The sequence below is a fragment of the Methylobacterium nodulans ORS 2060 genome, assembly GCF_000022085.1.
Classification (GTDB): domain Bacteria; phylum Pseudomonadota; class Alphaproteobacteria; order Rhizobiales; family Beijerinckiaceae; genus Methylobacterium; species Methylobacterium nodulans.
In genome coordinates this window covers 7662801-7677897 of the sequence record NC_011894.1, presented here as the reverse complement: position 1 = coordinate 7677897, position 15097 = coordinate 7662801, and the positions used below count along the sequence as shown (strand labels likewise).

14 protein-coding genes are annotated in these 15097 nt (G+C 72.0%); 6 read left to right on the top strand and 8 right to left on the bottom strand.

The features are described 5' to 3' along the window. Positions 1-44: 44 nt before the first annotated feature. The gene (ldtR, locus tag MNOD_RS35805; RefSeq protein WP_015933857.1) at positions 45-560 is read left to right on the top strand and encodes a transcriptional regulator LdtR; all 516 of its coding nucleotides are present in this window, start codon (positions 45-47) and stop codon (positions 558-560) included. An 80-nt stretch (positions 561-640) separates the two neighbouring features. Beyond that, entirely contained in the window at positions 641-859 is a 219-nt protein-coding gene (locus MNOD_RS35800) for a DUF2093 domain-containing protein (RefSeq protein ID WP_015933856.1), read from the top strand. Positions 860-1065: 206 nt separating this feature from the next. On the opposite strand, the gene lpxK is transcribed toward MNOD_RS35800, so the two are convergent. Then, positions 1066-2079 carry a tetraacyldisaccharide 4'-kinase gene (gene lpxK, locus MNOD_RS35795; protein WP_015933855.1) on the bottom strand — a complete coding sequence of 338 codons (1014 nt, stop codon included), beginning with the start codon at positions 2077-2079 and terminating at the stop codon, positions 1066-1068. Positions 2080-2081: 2 nt separating this feature from the next. Further along, positions 2082-3383, bottom strand: a complete 1302-nt coding sequence (locus tag MNOD_RS35790) for a 3-deoxy-D-manno-octulosonic acid transferase (RefSeq protein ID WP_015933854.1) — start codon at positions 3381-3383, stop codon at positions 2082-2084. A 284-nt stretch (positions 3384-3667) separates the two neighbouring features. Here MNOD_RS35790 and mbfA point away from each other — a divergent pair, with 284 nt between their 5' ends. From mbfA to MNOD_RS35775, 3 genes are all read left to right on the top strand, one after another. Further along, positions 3668-4636 (top strand): iron exporter MbfA, encoded by a 969-nt coding sequence (mbfA, locus tag MNOD_RS35785; RefSeq protein ID WP_015933853.1) that lies wholly within the window; start codon positions 3668-3670, stop codon positions 4634-4636. 98 nt (positions 4637-4734) lie between these two features. Beyond that, the gene (locus MNOD_RS35780) at positions 4735-5631 is read left to right on the top strand and encodes a metallophosphoesterase family protein (protein WP_015933852.1); all 897 of its coding nucleotides are present in this window, start codon (positions 4735-4737) and stop codon (positions 5629-5631) included. A gap of 121 nt (positions 5632-5752) precedes the next feature. Then, complete coding sequence (locus MNOD_RS35775) at positions 5753-8026, top strand: CDC48 family AAA ATPase (protein ID WP_015933851.1); 2274 nt, start codon at positions 5753-5755, stop codon at positions 8024-8026. Positions 8027-8299: 273 nt separating this feature from the next. Here the strand turns inward: MNOD_RS35775 and MNOD_RS35770 are convergent, their stop codons facing one another. Together MNOD_RS35770 and adh are read right to left on the bottom strand one after the other, a co-directional pair. After that, complete coding sequence (locus tag MNOD_RS35770; RefSeq protein ID WP_015933850.1) at positions 8300-8665, bottom strand: DUF779 domain-containing protein; 366 nt, start codon at positions 8663-8665, stop codon at positions 8300-8302. A gap of 108 nt (positions 8666-8773) precedes the next feature. After that, positions 8774-10294, bottom strand: coding sequence for an aldehyde dehydrogenase (gene adh, locus MNOD_RS35765; RefSeq protein ID WP_015933849.1), 1521 nt, complete (start codon positions 10292-10294; stop codon positions 8774-8776). Between the two features lie 271 nt (positions 10295-10565). On the opposite strand from adh, the gene MNOD_RS35760 reads away from it, so the two are divergent. Beyond that, positions 10566-12449, top strand: coding sequence for a sigma-54-dependent Fis family transcriptional regulator (locus MNOD_RS35760; protein WP_015933847.1), 1884 nt, complete (start codon positions 10566-10568; stop codon positions 12447-12449). 277 nt (positions 12450-12726) lie between these two features. On the opposite strand, the gene MNOD_RS35755 is transcribed toward MNOD_RS35760, so the two are convergent. The 4 genes from MNOD_RS35755 to MNOD_RS35740 all read right to left on the bottom strand — a co-directional run bounded on the left by MNOD_RS35755 (position 12727) and on the right by MNOD_RS35740 (position 15093). Beyond that, positions 12727-13275 (bottom strand): RBBP9/YdeN family alpha/beta hydrolase, encoded by a 549-nt coding sequence (locus MNOD_RS35755; RefSeq protein WP_015933846.1) that lies wholly within the window; start codon positions 13273-13275, stop codon positions 12727-12729. Positions 13276-13473: 198 nt separating this feature from the next. Further along, positions 13474-14244, bottom strand: a complete 771-nt coding sequence (locus MNOD_RS35750; RefSeq protein ID WP_015933845.1) for a hypothetical protein — start codon at positions 14242-14244, stop codon at positions 13474-13476. A 55-nt stretch (positions 14245-14299) separates the two neighbouring features. Further along, positions 14300-14701, bottom strand: coding sequence for a DUF3618 domain-containing protein (locus tag MNOD_RS35745; RefSeq protein WP_015933844.1), 402 nt, complete (start codon positions 14699-14701; stop codon positions 14300-14302). Then, entirely contained in the window at positions 14698-15093 is a 396-nt protein-coding gene (locus MNOD_RS35740; protein WP_015933843.1) for a phage holin family protein, read from the bottom strand. The genes MNOD_RS35745 and MNOD_RS35740 overlap by 4 nt, the downstream gene beginning before the upstream one ends. Positions 15094-15097 lie beyond the last annotated feature (4 nt).

Sequence of the window (15097 nt, the reverse complement as noted above, 5' to 3'; positions counted from 1 at the left end):
AGCGGGAAACACCGCCGATGCAAGCAGTACAGAGAGGCGCAACCATGAAGAACCAGGCGTTGAAGGTGGCCGAGCAGGTCCGGGCTCCCGAAGCCGAGCCGACGGTCCGCACCCAATACCTCGAGGCCCTGCATCTCGTCGAGCGCCTGCACCGCCGGCTGCTCGACGTGATCAAGGACGAGTTCGAGCGGCGGGGCCGGGAGGACGTCAACAGCGTCCAGGCGCTGCTGCTCTACAACATCGGCGACAAGGAGCTGACCGCGAGCGAGCTGCGCACCCGCGGCTATTATCTGGGCTCGAACGTCTCCTACAACGTCAAGAAGCTCGTGGAGTCCGGCTACCTGCACCACGCCCGCTCGAAGACCGACCGGCGCTCGGTGCGGATCAGCCTCACCGACAAGGGCCGCGAGATCCACGAGATCGTCCGCGGGCTCTATGACAAGCATGCCAAGACGATCCAGCCGATCGGCGGCATCTCGGAGGACGACTTCGCCCGCCTCAACCAGTCCCTGGCGCGCCTGGAGCGCTTCTGGACCGACCAGATCCGCTACCGCCTGTGAGCGGGGAGCGTGCGCCGTCGCGCCCGTCGACAGGCGGGCCGCACCGGCCTACACCGCACGGATCGGCAACGGAGGCAGGCATGCTGGGTCGGTTCGAGCGCGGGGGATCGGGCGAGGCGGTCGTCGAATACGGCGACAGCAATCTCAGGGTCGTGCGGCCCGGCCGGTTCGTGCGCTGCGCCGTGACCGGCGTGGAGATCCCGCTCGACGACCTGCGCTACTGGAGCGTCGCCCGACAGGAAGCCTATGCCAGCCCGGACGCCGTGATGCAGCGGCTGCGCGAGACCGGCCGTCCGTGAGCCATGCGCCGCCGGACAGGCGGCCGCGCAAGGGCTGACGGCGCTCATCCGACCGCGTGAGTTTGCCACCGGCCGGGCCGACCTTGACGGATGAAACCGCGGCTGAATGAGCGCTCCCTCCCGTGGCGGCCAACCCCGCTCCTCATGCTGAGGAGCGGAATGGCTTCCACGCACCACAGTTTCAATTGCGGGGATGGGTCCGTCGCTCAGTCGGGGCGCGTGCGCGGGTCCGGCGGCGCCGGGCCGAGGGCGGCGAGGCGCGCGCGCAGGAGCGCCGCGTCCGGCTCCGAAAAATGAAGGCTCACGGGCAGCACCGTCACGGGTGCCGCGGCGGGCAGGCGCACGCGGTCCTTCTCGGTCGTGACGAGGGTCAGGCCCTCCCGCCGGGCGAGGCGTTCGAGCCCCGCGAGATCCGCAGCCCGGTAGGCGTGGTGATCGGGAAAGGCGCGCGTCGCGCGGATCTCCGCACCGGCGGCCCGCAGGCTCTCGAAGAACTTGTCCGGCCGGCCGATTCCCGCGAAGGCGAGCACGGGCCGCCCTGCCAGCGCGGCGGCGGCACCCGGCTCGGGCCGCAGCTGCGCCCGGATCACCGGAAGGCCGCGCCGGACCGCATCGGCCGCCACGGGCTCCCCCGCCGGACCCTCGCCGATGATCAGAACGGCATCGATATGGGGCCATTGCGCCGCCAGCGGCGCCCGCAGCGGACCCGCCGGGAAGGCGAGACCGTTGCCGATGCCGACGCCCGCATCGAACACCGCGATCGACCAGTCCTTGCGCAGCGACGGGTTCTGAAGCCCGTCATCCATGATGATCGCCGTGGCATCCGCCGCGGCGCAGAGGGCCGCTCCCGCGGGGCGGTCGCGCGCGACGATTGTCGGCGCCGCACGGGCGAGGAGCAGCGGCTCGTCCCCGACCTCGGCCGCGCCGTGCTGCGCCGGATCGACACGCACCGGGCCCGGCAGGCGCCCGCCATAGCCGCGGCTGAGAAAGGCGGGCTCGTGCCCGATCTCACGCAGCAGCCCGGCGAGGGCCAGCGCCGTCGGCGTCTTGCCCGCGCCGCCCAGGGTGACGTTGCCGACGCAGATCACCGGCAGCGGCGCGCTCGCGCCGGGACGCGCCATCCGGCGCGCCACCTGCCCGCCATAGAGCCGCCCGAGTGGGGCGAGGAGCCGCGCCGGCAGGGCGGTTGGGACGGACCACCAGAATCCGGGCGCGCGCATGCTCAGCCGAGCCGGCCGGCGATCTTCATCTGGCAGATGAAGGGTTCGAGGGCCGCCATGGTCCGCTCCAGGGCGCCACCGCCGGCCGCCACCGCCCCCTGGCCCGCCCGCGCCATGACGCTCCGGCGCGCCGGATCGGCGAGGAGCCGGGAGACGGCCCCTGCGAGCCCCGCCGCATCCGGCACGGCCACGGCCGCACCCGCCTCGTCCAGCACCGCATAGGGCTGCGCGAAGTTCCAGACATGCGGGCCGTGCAGGATGGCGCTGTCGAGCCGCGCCGGCTCGATGGGGTTCTGGCCGCCGTGCTCGGCGAGCGATCCGCCCATGAAGACGAGGGGCGCGAGGCGGTAGAACAGGCCGAGCTCGCCCACCGTATCGGCCACATGGAGGTCGGTGCGGGCGTCCGGCAGGCCGCCCGCTTCCCGCCGCGAGACGCGCAGGCCCGCCGCCGCAGCCTCGGCGGCGATCTCCACGCCCCGCCGCGGATGGCGCGGCACCACCAGGGTCAGGAGGCCGGGATGATGCGGGGCGAGGACCCGGTGCGCCGCGATCACCGCCGTCTCCTCGCCCGGATGGGTGCTCGCCGCGAGCCAGACCGGACGTCCCGCCACCATGCCGGAGAGCTGCGCCAGAGCCGCCGGATCGGCCGGCGGCGCGGGAGCGTCGAACTTGAGATTGCCGGCGACGGCGACCCGCGGGGCGCCGAGGCTGCGGAAGCGCTCGGCCTCCTCGGGCGTCTGGACGAGGCAGACGGCGATGCGCGCGAGCACCGCCTGCGCGAGGGCCGGGCTGCGCGCCCAGCCGCGGGCCGAGCGCGCCGACATCCGCCCGTTGACGAGGATCAGCGGCACCTGCCGCGCATCGAGGGCCAGGACGGTGTTGGGCCAGAGTTCGGACTCGGCCACGAGCGCGAGATCGGGGCGCCAGTGATCGAGGAAGCGAGCGACGTAGCGCGGCGCGTCGAGGGGGGCGAACTGGTGCAGGGCCCCCCGCGGCAGCCGCGCGGCGATGAGCTCCGCCGAGGTCCGGGTGCCCGAGGTGACGAGCACCGTGAAGCCGCGCCGGGTCAGCCATTCCACGAGGGGCAGGAGCGACAGGGCCTCGCCGATGCTCGCGCCGTGCGCCCAGACCAGAGCCCCGGCCGGCCGCGGCTTGCCTGGCCGCCCGACCCGCTCCGGCAGGCGCTCGGGATCCTCCTTGCCCTTGTGGCGGCGCCACGCGAGCAGGCCGCCGAGGGCCGGCTCGAGGGCGATGAGCCCATAATGGTAGGCCCGCAGCAGGGGCGGGACGGGGCGGGGTCTCATGCGGCGACGCGACCGGGGCCTCGGAGGAGGCGGGGCCTCAAGGAAGATGGCGGAGCGGGAGATGCCACGATCCGGCTGTCCGGTCAGGGTCCGCTCCGGGACTGCGCCGCCTCTAGCGTCGTTGGCGGCCGAACCGCAACTGCCTCCAGTGGCCTATGCCGGATCCTGCGGCGAAAGCCCCCTGCAATCGCTGCAGCCCTGCCCGGCGATCACAGGAGCGCGAGCCGGTTGTTTGGAACGATTCGAAGTTATAGCTCAGAATTATTCCAAACAAGGAGGGGTCTATGAAGGCGCTCGGCGATCTCACCCCGCGGGAGGTGCTGGCGCTCGCCATCGCCAGCGAGGAAGAGGATTCCCGCATCTACCAGAGCTTCGCCGAGCAGCTGCGTCCGGACTTCCCTGCCTCGGCCGGCTTGTTCGAGGCGATGGCCCGGGAAGAGCGCAGCCACCGAGACGCCCTCACGGCGGCCTACCGGGAGCGCTTCGGCCAGCATCTGCCGCCGCTGCGGCGCGAGGATGTCCGCGGCTTCGCCAAGCGCCGGCCGTTCTGGTGGGACGGCCTCGATCCGGCCCGGATGCGCCAGGAGGCGGCGGCCATGGAGGCGCAGGCGGCGGCCTTCTACGAGCGCGCCGCGGATCTCTCCCGCGACCTCGACGTGCGCGGGCTGTTCACCCGGCTCTCCGAGGTCGAGCACGGCCACGAGCGCCGGGCCGAGGCGCTGGAAGCGGAGCATCTCACCGAGACCGCGGCGGCGAACGAGGCCGCCGCGCAGCACCGGCTCTTCGTGCTGCGCTACGTCCAGCCGGGCCTCGCGGGCCTGATCGACGGCTCGGTCTCGACCCTCGCTCCGCTCTTCGCCGCCGCCTTTGCGACCCACAACAACGGGCAGACCTTCCTCGTCGGCCTCGCCGCCTCGATCGGCGCAGGGATCAGCATGGGCTTCACGGAGGCCCTCTCCGACGACGGCAGCATCACGGGGCGCGGCTCGCCCTGGATTCGCGGCCTTGTCTGCGGGCTGATGACGGCTCTCGGCGGCCTCGGCCACACGCTGCCCTATCTGGTGCCGGATTCCTGGACCAACGCCTTCGCGATCGCCACGACGCTCGCGGCGATCGTGGTGGCGGTGGAGCTTCTCGCGATCTCGACCATCCGCACCCGCTACATGGAGACGCCGTTCTGGCGCGCGACGCTCCAGGTGGTGCTCGGCGGCGTGCTGGTCCTCCTCGCCGGAGTGGTTATCGGCAGCGCGTGAATCTTGCGGGGGCCGGCCGGCTTGGACATAAGCCGACCGGCCCCACGATGCGCCCCATGCCGCGGCTCACCGGAGGCGCCCGCGCGTTGTCCCATCCGATGTTCCGCCTCGCCCACCTGACAGATCCGCATGTCGGCCCGCTCTCGAAGCCGCGCCTGCGCCAGCTCCTCAGCAAGCGCGCCACCGGCTGGGTGAACTGGACCCGCGGCCGTCACCGCACCCACGACATGGCGGTGCTGGAGGCGCTGATCGCCGACCTCCTGGCGGCCGCGCCCGATCACATCGCCTGCACGGGCGACCTCTGCAACATCGGCCTGCCGAGCGAGTGGGAAACCGCGCGGGTGTTCCTGGAGGCGCTGGGCGGGCCCGAGGCGGTGAGCTTCGTGCCGGGCAACCACGACGCCTATGTGCGGGGCTCCCTCGAAGGCCTGCTCGGCGCGGTCGGTCCCTGGACCCGGGACGATGCGGGCCGCGAGCGGGCCTTCCCGTATCTGCGCCGCCGCGGGCCGCTCGCGCTCGTCGGGCTCTCCTCGGCGATTCCGACCGCGCCCTTCGTGGCGAGCGGGCGGCTCGGCTCGCGCCAGCTCGCGGCGGCGGAGGCGCTGCTGGGCAGCCTCGCCCGTGAGCCCGAGCGACCCTGCCGGGTCGTGATGATCCACCATCCGCCGCATGTCGGCGGCGCCCTGCCGGGCCGCAACCTGACGGATTCCTCGGCCTTCGAGGCGGTGATCCGGCGGGTCGGCGCGGATCTCGTCCTGCACGGCCACAACCATGTCGGGTCGGTCGCCTTCCTGATCGGGCCGGACGGCCGGCGCGTCCCGGTGATCGGCGCCCCGTCGGCCTCGGCCCGTGGCGGCACGCTGACGCATTGCGCCGGCTACCACCTCTACGGCTTCGAGCGCACCGCGACCGGCTACGCCGTGACGGCGACCCTGCGGGGGCTCCTGCCCGACGAGCGGATCGGCGACCTCGGCACCCTCACCCTGTACGGCTGAAGCCCGCAACATTTCCCGAAAGCCGGCGTTCTCCGGGCGGGCGGGGTAACCCATGCGCCCGGCACGGAGCCGCGACTGCGGGTTCCCAGTCGCCAGGCGCCGGCGCGGGAGACGGATCACCATGGCCGAGGAAACGGGCGTCGTTCGGGCGCAGGTGGCGAATGCGCGGGCGCAGGATGTGGGGCGCGGCGTCGCCCGGGTGAGCGCGGCGTTGCTGCACAGCCTGCGGCTCCAGGAGGGCGACGCCATCGAGATCATCGGCAAGCGCCACACCACCGCGCTCGCCATCGCGCTCGGCGCCGAGGACGAGGGCCTCAGCATCATCCGCCTCGACGGCCTCCAGCGCGTCAATGCGGGCGTCGGCTCGGGCGACCACGTGGAGATCCGGCGCGCCGAGGTGCGCCCGGCCACCCGCATCGTCCTGGCGCCCGCCCAGAAGAACCTGCGCCTGCAGGGCTCGGGCGAGGCCCTGCGCCGCACCTTCTACCGCCGGCCCCTCGTCGCCGGGGACGTGATCTCCACCTCGGTCCAGTCGCGGATGGGCCGCGACGACGTGCCCCCGGAGCTGCGCTCGATGTTCAACCTGCCGGCCTATGGTCTGCAGGAGATCCGCCTCGTCGTCGTCTCGACCCAGCCGCGCGGCATCGTGCAGGTCACGGCCGAGACCGAGGTCGAGCTGCGGCCGATGTTCGAGGAGCCCAAGGAGGCGCGCCGCGCCGACGTCACCTACGACGACATCGGCGGCCTCGGCTCGACGGTCGATCAGGTCCGCGAGATGGTGGAGCTGCCGCTGCGCCATCCCGAGCTGTTCCAGCGCCTCGGCATAGACCCGCCCAAGGGCGTTCTCCTCTACGGCCCGCCCGGCACCGGCAAGACGCTGCTTGCCCGCGCGGTCGCGAACGAGACCGAGGCGCAGTTCTTCCACATCGCCGGTCCCGAGATCATGGGCAGCCAGTACGGCGAATCCGAGCAGCGCCTGCGCCAGATCTTCTCCGAGGCGCAGCGCAACGCGCCCGCCATCATCTTCATCGACGAGATCGACTCAATCGCGCCCAAGCGCGAGGAAGCCCGCGGCGAGGTCGAGCGGCGCATCGTCGCCCAGCTCCTGACCCTGATGGACGGGCTCGAACCGCGCCAGAACATCGTGGTGATCGGCGCCACCAACCGGCGCGACGCCATCGACGAGGCCCTGCGCCGGCCCGGCCGCTTCGACCGCGAGATCGTCATCGGCGTCCCCGACGAGCCGGGCCGGCGCGAGGTGCTGACCATCCACACCCGCGGCATGCCGCTCGGCGAGAATGTCGATCTCGACGAGATCGCCCGCACCACCTACGGCTTCGTCGGCGCCGATCTCGCGGCGCTGGCCCGCGAGGCGGCCATGGACGCGCTGCGCCGCGTGCTGCCGCAGATCAACCTGAAGGAGGGGATCCCGCCGGAGATCCTGGAGACCCTGCAGGTCTGCCGGGAGGATTTTCTCAACGCGCTCAAGCGCGTGCAGCCCTCGGCCCTGCGCGAGATCATGATCCAGGTTCCGAATGTCGGCTGGGAGGATGTCGGCGGCCTCGGCGACGTCCAGACGAAGCTGCGCGAGGGCGTCGAGCTTCCCCTCAAGAACCCGGAGGCCTTCCGGCGGATCGGCATCCGCCCGGCCAAGGGCTTCCTGCTGTTCGGGCCGCCCGGTACCGGCAAGACGCTGCTCGCCAAGGCTGTGGCCCGCGAGGCATCGGCGAATTTCGTGGCGACGAAGTCCTCCGACCTGCTCTCGAAATGGTACGGCGAATCCGAGCAGCAGGTCTCGCGCCTCTTCGCCCGCGCCCGCCAGGTCGCCCCGACGGTGATCTTCATCGACGAGATCGACTCGCTTGCTCCCGTGCGGGGCGGCGGGCTCGGCGAGCCCGCCGTGACCGAGCGGGTGGTCAACACGATCCTGGCCGAGATGGACGGGCTCGAAGAGCTGCAGGGCGTGGTGGTGATCGCCGCGACGAACCGACCGAACCTCGTCGATCCGGCCCTGCTGCGCCCCGGGCGCTTCGACGAACTCGTCTACGTGCCGGTGCCGAACGTGGCCGGGCGCCGCCACATTCTGGGCATCCACACCCGCGGCATGCCGCTCGCGGGCGACGTCGACCTCGACGACCTCGCCGCCCGCACGGTGCGCTTCACCGGCGCGGATCTGGAGGATCTCACGCGGCGCGCCGGCCTGATGGCCCTGCGCGCCAATCTCGACGCGCGCGAGGTCACTCGGGCGCATTTCGACGCTGCCCTGCAGGAGACCCGACCCTCGGTGACGCCCGAGATGGAGCAGGATTACGAGACGATGCTGCGCACGCTCAGGCAGGAGGGCCCGCAGCGCCAGCCGATCGGGTTCGTGCCGCGACGGCAGACGGCGGAATAGGCGCAGCGCGCGGCTGGAGCATGTTCGGCACCCGCTCGGCATGACGACCGTGCCATGCGGATCTTGGATAAGACCGCGTCAGCCCACGCGAGGATGTCCGCTCCTCCTTTCCCGGGCGCATGCAGCGCCAGCGGAATGCGACCCGGGAAAGGGCAGAGAATCCGGGAAGGGGCGGAGACCCTGTGATCCTGTGATCCGTTCGCAGACCGGATCATCGCGCCTACCGGAGCGAAGCCGGCACCCGCAGGGCGAAGCCGTCGATCGGACTTCGCATCACCCGTTCAGCGCCCGGCTCTCCTCGTCGGTGAACAGGCGCGAGCGCACGTGGAAGCGCACATCCCGGCCGTTCTCCAGCGAGAACATGCCGCCGCGGCCCGGCACCACGTCGATGATGAGCTGCGTGTGCTTCCAGTACTCGAACTGCGCGCGGCTGATGTAGAAATCCGCGCCGCCGATCTGACCGAGATGGACATCGCTGTCGCCGATGATGAAATCACCAACAGGATAGCACATCGGCGAGGAGCCGTCGCAGCAGCCGCCCGATTGATGGAACAGGATCGGACCGTAGTCCCGGCGCAGGGTGTCGATCAGGGCAAGCGTCGCGTCGGTCGCGGTGACGCGAGGGGGACGATCGATCATCGGCGGCTCGTCAGGCGTGGAACGATGCCACCGCCGCAGCCGACACGCGGCCGGGCGGTGCGGGTGCGCCCCGCCGGCCGTTTGGCCGGCGGGGCCGTACCGGGATGCTCAGAAGAACCCGAGCGCCTTGGGCGAGTAGCTGACCAGCATGTTCTTGGTCTGCTGATAGTGGTCGAGCATCATCTTGTGGGTCTCGCGGCCGATGCCGGACTGCTTGTAGCCGCCGAAGGCCGCGTGAGCCGGATAGGCGTGGTAGCAGTTCGTCCAGACGCGGCCGGCCTGGATCGCCCGGCCGAAGCGGTAGGCCCGGGTGATGTCGCGGGTCCACACGCCGGCCCCGAGCCCGTAGAGCGTGTCGTTGGCGATCGCCAGCGCCTCCTCGTCGTCCTTGAAGGTCGTCACCGACAGCACCGGCCCAAAAATCTCCTCCTGGAAGATCCGCATCCGGTTGTGGCCCTTGAACACCGTCGGCTTCACATAGAAGCCTTGCGCGAACTCGCCCTCCAGCCGGTTGCGCTCGCCGCCGGTGAGAAGCTGCGCGCCCTCCTGCTTGCCGATGTCGATGTAGGACAGGATCTTCTGGAGCTGCTCGCCCGAGGCCTGGGCGCCGATCATCGTGGCGGGATCGAGCGGCGAGCCCTGCTTGATGGCGTTCACGCGGGCGACCGCCTTCTCGATGAAGCGGTCGTAGATCGCTTCGTGCACCAGCGCCCGGCTGGGGCAGGTGCAGACCTCGCCCTGGTTGAGGGCGAACATCGTGAAGCCCTCCAGCGCCTTGTCCAGGAAGGCGTCGTCCTCGGCCAGCACGTCCTTGAAGAAGATGTTCGGCGACTTGCCGCCCAGCTCCAGCGTGACCGGGATCAGGTTCTGGCTGGCATACTGCATGATCAGCCGGCCGGTCGAGGTCTCGCCCGTGAAGGCGATCTTGGCGATCCGCGGCGAGGAGGCGAGCGGCTTGCCGGCCTCCAGCCCGAAGCCGTTGACGATGTTGAGCACCCCGGCCGGCAGCAGGTCGCCGACGATCTCGGCCAGCACCAGCACCGAGGCCGGGGTCTGCTCGGCCGGCTTGAGCACCACGCAGTTGCCGGCCGCCAGCGCGGGGGCGAGCTTCCACACCGCCATCAGCAGGGGGAAGTTCCACGGGATGATCTGGCCGACCACGCCGAGCGGCTCGTGGAAGTGGTAGGCGACCGTGTCCTGGTCGATCTCGGAGAGCGAGCCCTCCTGCGCGCGGATGCAGCCCGCGAAGTAGCGGAAATGGTCGATGGCGAGCGGGATGTCGGCGTGGGTGGTCTCGCGGATCGGCTTGCCGTTGTCCCAGGTCTCGGCGAGCGCGAGGAGTTCGAGGTTCTCCTCCATGCGGTCGGCCATCCTGTTGAGGATGCGGGCGCGCTCGGCCGGCGCGGTGTGGCCCCAGGCCTCCTTGGCGGCGTGCGCGGCATCGAGCGCCCGCTCGATGTCCTGCGCGTCGGAGCGGGCCACCTCGCAGATCACCCGGCCGGTGAGCGGCGACGTGTTCTCGAAGTAGCGGCCGCCGGCCGGCGCCACCCACTGGCCGCCGATGAAGTTGTCGTAGCGCGCGGAGAACGGCGAGGCCGTCGTGCCGTGCAGGAATTCGGGCTTGTTCATCGTGTCCCTCCCACAATCGTCGCCGTCGTCTTTCTCGTCCGTGGCGACGCGTGCCTTCTTGAGCAGCCGTCGTGCCAGCAGCCGAACCGCCACGCCGAGGATCGATGCTGCATTGCGGTAAGTCTTTGAGGCTGCTTTGGAGCGACGACATCTCCGCCGCCACCGCGGTGGCATGCGGCGATGCTTCCCGGTTCATGGGCCAGATTTCCCTCGACTGATCCTGCGACACCTGCAACAGGTGTCGCAGCATGCGACAGACGGGAGGCTGAGCATGGAGAGCCGCGTGGCGACGCCCCGCACGCTCCTGGCTGCGCGCCAGCGCGTGTTCGCGCAGGGCGGCGTCGACGGGGTGCCGGACCCGATCCTGCGCTCCTGGCAGCGCTGCGCGGCGCTGGGCCTCGATTTCGGCGCCAGGCCTCGGGTCGAGCCGCTGACCGAGCGCGAATTGCGCGAGGCCTGGGAGCGCAACGACGCGCTGCGCCGCCGCTGCCGCCCGGAGATCGAGGCGCTCCATGCCGACGCGCAGGCGACCGACAGCCTCGTCATCCTCACCGATGCGAACGGGCTCGTCCTCGACACAATCGGCAGCACCGCCTTCGCGGGCCGTGCTGCCCAGGTGGCGCTTCGCCCCGGCGTGCCCTGGAGCGAGGCCGTCACCGGCACGAACGCCATCGGAACGGCGCTGATCGAGCGCCGGCCGGTCGAGGTGCACGGGCCCGAACATTATTTCGAGCCGCACCGCATCCTCAGCTGCGCGGCGATGCCGATCCTCGGCATGCGGGGCGAGACGCTGGGCGCCCTCGACCTGTCGGGGCCGGCGGCCGTGCACCACATGCACGCGCTCGGGCTGATCCGGCTCGCCGTCGACGCGATCGAGCACCGGCAGTTCGAGGCGCCGGCCCCGGACCGCGCGACCTTGCGGCTCCACTACGATCCGGCGCTGCTCGGCACGCCGCGCGAGGGCGTGCTGGTCTTCGCCGAGAACCGGCTCGTCGGCGCCAATCGCGCCGCCCTCGCGCTGCTCGGGCTCGACTGGGACGCCCTCGACCGGACGGTTTTCGAGGCCCTGTTTCCCGACCAGCGCGCTCCGGCGCCGGGCCCCTTAAGCCTGCGCGACGGGGCCGGCCGCGCCTTGCGCGGCCATTTCCAGGCCGAGCCGGCCCGGCCGCAGCCGCGGCGGAAGGCCGCCCCCGCAGCCTCCGCCGAGCATCCGGTCTTCGATCCCGGAACCGAGCACCTGCTGGCCCGCGCGGTGCGGCTGCTTGATGCGGGCATCCCGATCGTCGTCGAGGGCGAGACCGGCACCGGCAAGGAGGTTTTTTCGCGATCAGTGCATGCCCGTTCGGCCCGGGCGCAGGCCCCCTTCGTCGCGGTGAACTGCGCGGCGCTCCCCGAGAGCCTGATCGAGGCCGAGCTGTTCGGCTACGAGCCGGGCGCCTTCACGGGCGCGGCCAGGCACGGCGCCAAGGGCCTGCTGCGGCAGGCCGATGGCGGCCTCCTGTTCCTCGACGAGATCGGCGACATGCCGCTGTCCCTGCAATCGCGCCTGCTGCGGGTGCTACAGGAGCGCGAGGTGCAGCCGGTCGGCGGCGGGCGCCCCGTGCCGGTCGATTTCACGCTGATCTGCGCGACGCACCGCGACCTCGGCCAACTGGTGGAGGAGGGGCGCTTCCGGGCCGATCTCTACTACCGCATCGCGCCCTACCGGGTGGCACTGCCCCCCTTGCGCGCGCGCAGCGACCGCCTCGCTCTCGTACGGACGCTGTGGGACCGGCTCGGCGGCGGCCTGCACCGCATCGCGCTCGCGCCCGCCTGCGCGGCGGCCCTGGCGGAGGCCGAATGGCCGGGCAATTTCCGCCAGCTCGTCGGCACGCTGCGCGCGCTCCTCGCCCTGGCGGATCCGGGGGACGTGGTGGGGCTAGACGCCCTGCCGGAGACCCTCCGGCGGCCGATGCCCATCATGGCCGCGCCGCCCGAGGCGGCTGCGCAGTCCCGCGCGACGGTGCCGCCGGCCGGGGACCGTCTCGACAGCATCGCCCGGGAGGCGATGCGGGCGGCCCTCGACGCGGCAGGCGGCAATGTCTCGGAGGCCGCGCGCCGCCTCGGGATCAGCCGGAGCACGCTCTACAGGCGCTGCCTCTCCGAGCGCGGGTAGCGCCGGTCCGAGACGGCAAAGCCGCTCCTGCGGAGAGCCGGCGCTCAAGAGCCGACCGCCCACCCCCTGCCTTTCCCGGACGACTGAAACGAAGTGGAAGGAGATCCGGGAACCAGCGAGAGACGTCGCGCAGCGACCGCTTGTCGGCCACGGTGGAGGCAACCGGAGCCGCTTCGCGGCGAGTCCTCGCGCTGGATCCCGGATCTCCTTCTGACGCTGCAGTCGTGCAGGCCCGAACGGGCCCGAAAAGGGCGGGGCGGGCGAGGCGGAGTCTCGGTCAGAGCGCGCGCAGGAACCCGGCGAACCGCATCAGCCCTTCCGGCCAGGGCCCGTGCCCGCTCTCGCTGTTGAGATGCCCGGATTCGCCCGCATCGACGAGCTCGGCCCCCCAGGCCGCCGCGAATTCGTGGGCACGGTCATAGGCCGTCCAGGGATCGGTGCGGCTCGTGACCAGAACGGCGGGGAAGGGCAGGGGATCGCGCGGGATCGGCGCGAAGGCGTGCAGCAGGGCAGGCGTGTCGGGCCGCTCGATATCGGGCAGCGCCACCAGGAAGGCGCCGCGGGTCGAGCCCGGCGGCAGGTAGGGTGCGGCCTGAACCGCCGAGACCACGCCGAGGCTGTGGGCGACCAGGACCACCGGCCGCGTCGCCGCCTGGACGGCCGCGATGACCGCGTCGCGCCACGGCCCGGGATCGGGATGGTCCCAATCGGGCATCGCGATGCGGCGCGCCGTCGAGAGGCGCTCCTCCCAGCGGCTCTGCCAGTGGTCGGGCCCGGAATTGCCGAAGCCCGGGACGAGGAGGATGTCGCAATCGGCGGTTCGCATGGCGGTCCATCGATACCGTGCGGGAGCCGGGGCGTCGAGGCGGGCTCACTCCGCCGCAAGCGCCGGCGCCGGCCCGCCGAGGTTCTCCTGCTTCGCCTCGATCTCGAAATCGCTCCAGGCGAGATGCCGCGCTTTCTCAAGTCGCATGCCGCTGTCGCGGCATGCGCCCCGGACGGAAACCACGCGGGTCGACGCGCCTCAATGGGTCTGGATCGTCGGCCCGCCCGGCCGCGGTGCGGAAGATCCTTCCGTCCCGCGCTGCTTGAGCTCGTCGGAGGCGGCGTTCGCGGCGGCGGAAGCCGCATCCTGCGCCTGATCGAGGGCCGTCTCGACGAATTGCCGACCGCGCTCGGTCGCCTCGCGGGCGTAGCGCAGGCCCTGGTCGCGCACTTCGTCCGCCCAGGCGCCGACGGTCTGATCCTCGCGGCGCGTGCGCGGCAGCAGGGCGCCGAGGAGCAAGCCGGCCGCGAGGCCGACGACGCCGACGAGGAGCGGGTTCTCGCCCACGAACCGCTCGACTGCGCTCTGCCCGCGCGAGAACCGCGCGGCGCCGCGCTCGCGCAGGTCCGCATAGCGGCGCGCGCCGCTCTCGATGGCGTCGTTGGCGAGATCGCGGGCGCGATCGAGGGCCTCGGAGCCGCGCTGCTGGACGGCGCCGTAGGTCTGGTTCGCCCGCTCGTGGGCCTGCGCGACCGCATCGCTCGCGGTGCGCCTCAGGCGCTCGGCGGCGGCATCCGCGGCCTGACGGACCTGATCGGCGGTCTGCCCGGCGGTCTCGCTCACCTTCGCGGCGAGGTCCGCGGCCTGGCCGGACGCCTGGGAGGCGGCATCCCGCACGTCGCCGGCAGCTTGACCGGCGGCGCCCGTCACGCTGTCGCGGTCCTGATGGAGATTCCGCTCGGGCCCTGCGCCGGGCACCTGGGCGGAGGGTGAATCGGGGGAGGCGGGCTTCACGGTATGGTCTGCCATCTCTGCAACTTCCTTGGTTGGCGGGCGGTCCGCGGGGCGCGCGGCCCGGCCCTCGTCAGATCCGGGCGGAATGCGGGCTGGCGATCGCGTCCGCGGCCGGGTGGTCGGTCGGGCGGTCCGGATCGTAGACGCGTGCCGCCCCGTCGTTGAGCACGGGCACGGATTCGGCGCTGCGGGCGGTCGCCTCGATATGGCGGCGGCGGCGCGCATCCTCCGACATCCGGTGCAGCAGCCAGCCGACGCCCGCGGCGATCAGCATCACCGGCACCGGGTTGCGCCGCACGGCCGCCAGTGCCCCGTCATAGAGGCCGCTCATCGGCGATTGGCGCATCGTCCCGAGCATCTCGTCGACGATGCTCGCAGGCGAGAGCCGATCCTGGATCCGGTCGATGGTCTGGTCGAGCCGGGCGCGGGTCTGCTCGATGTCCTGTTCGAGATCCGAGATCGACTGGGTCATCCGGAAACCCTCTCCGACAGAACGCGGGCGTCCTGGCGGACCTGGCGCGTGGTGCGGGTCGGCGTCAGCGCCGAGAGCGACATCGCCCGTCTGCCCGCGAGCGCGAGGCCGGCCGCGATGACGAGGAACACGCCTCCCACGATGAGCGCGGCGAGCGCCTCGGAATGGACCACGGTCGCCAGCCACTTCACCAGCGCGTCGACCAGCACGAGAAGGGCGACGACCGCGAAGACCGCGGCGCCCACCATCATGCCGAGCCCGAGGAACAGCGTCCTCAGGTTGTTCGACATCTCGGTGCGGAAGAGGGCGATCTCCTTGCGGGCGAGATCGGTCGTCTCGCGCAGGGCCTCCGCGAGAAGGCCCTGGATGCTGCCGTTGCCGGGCTCGGCCATGGGC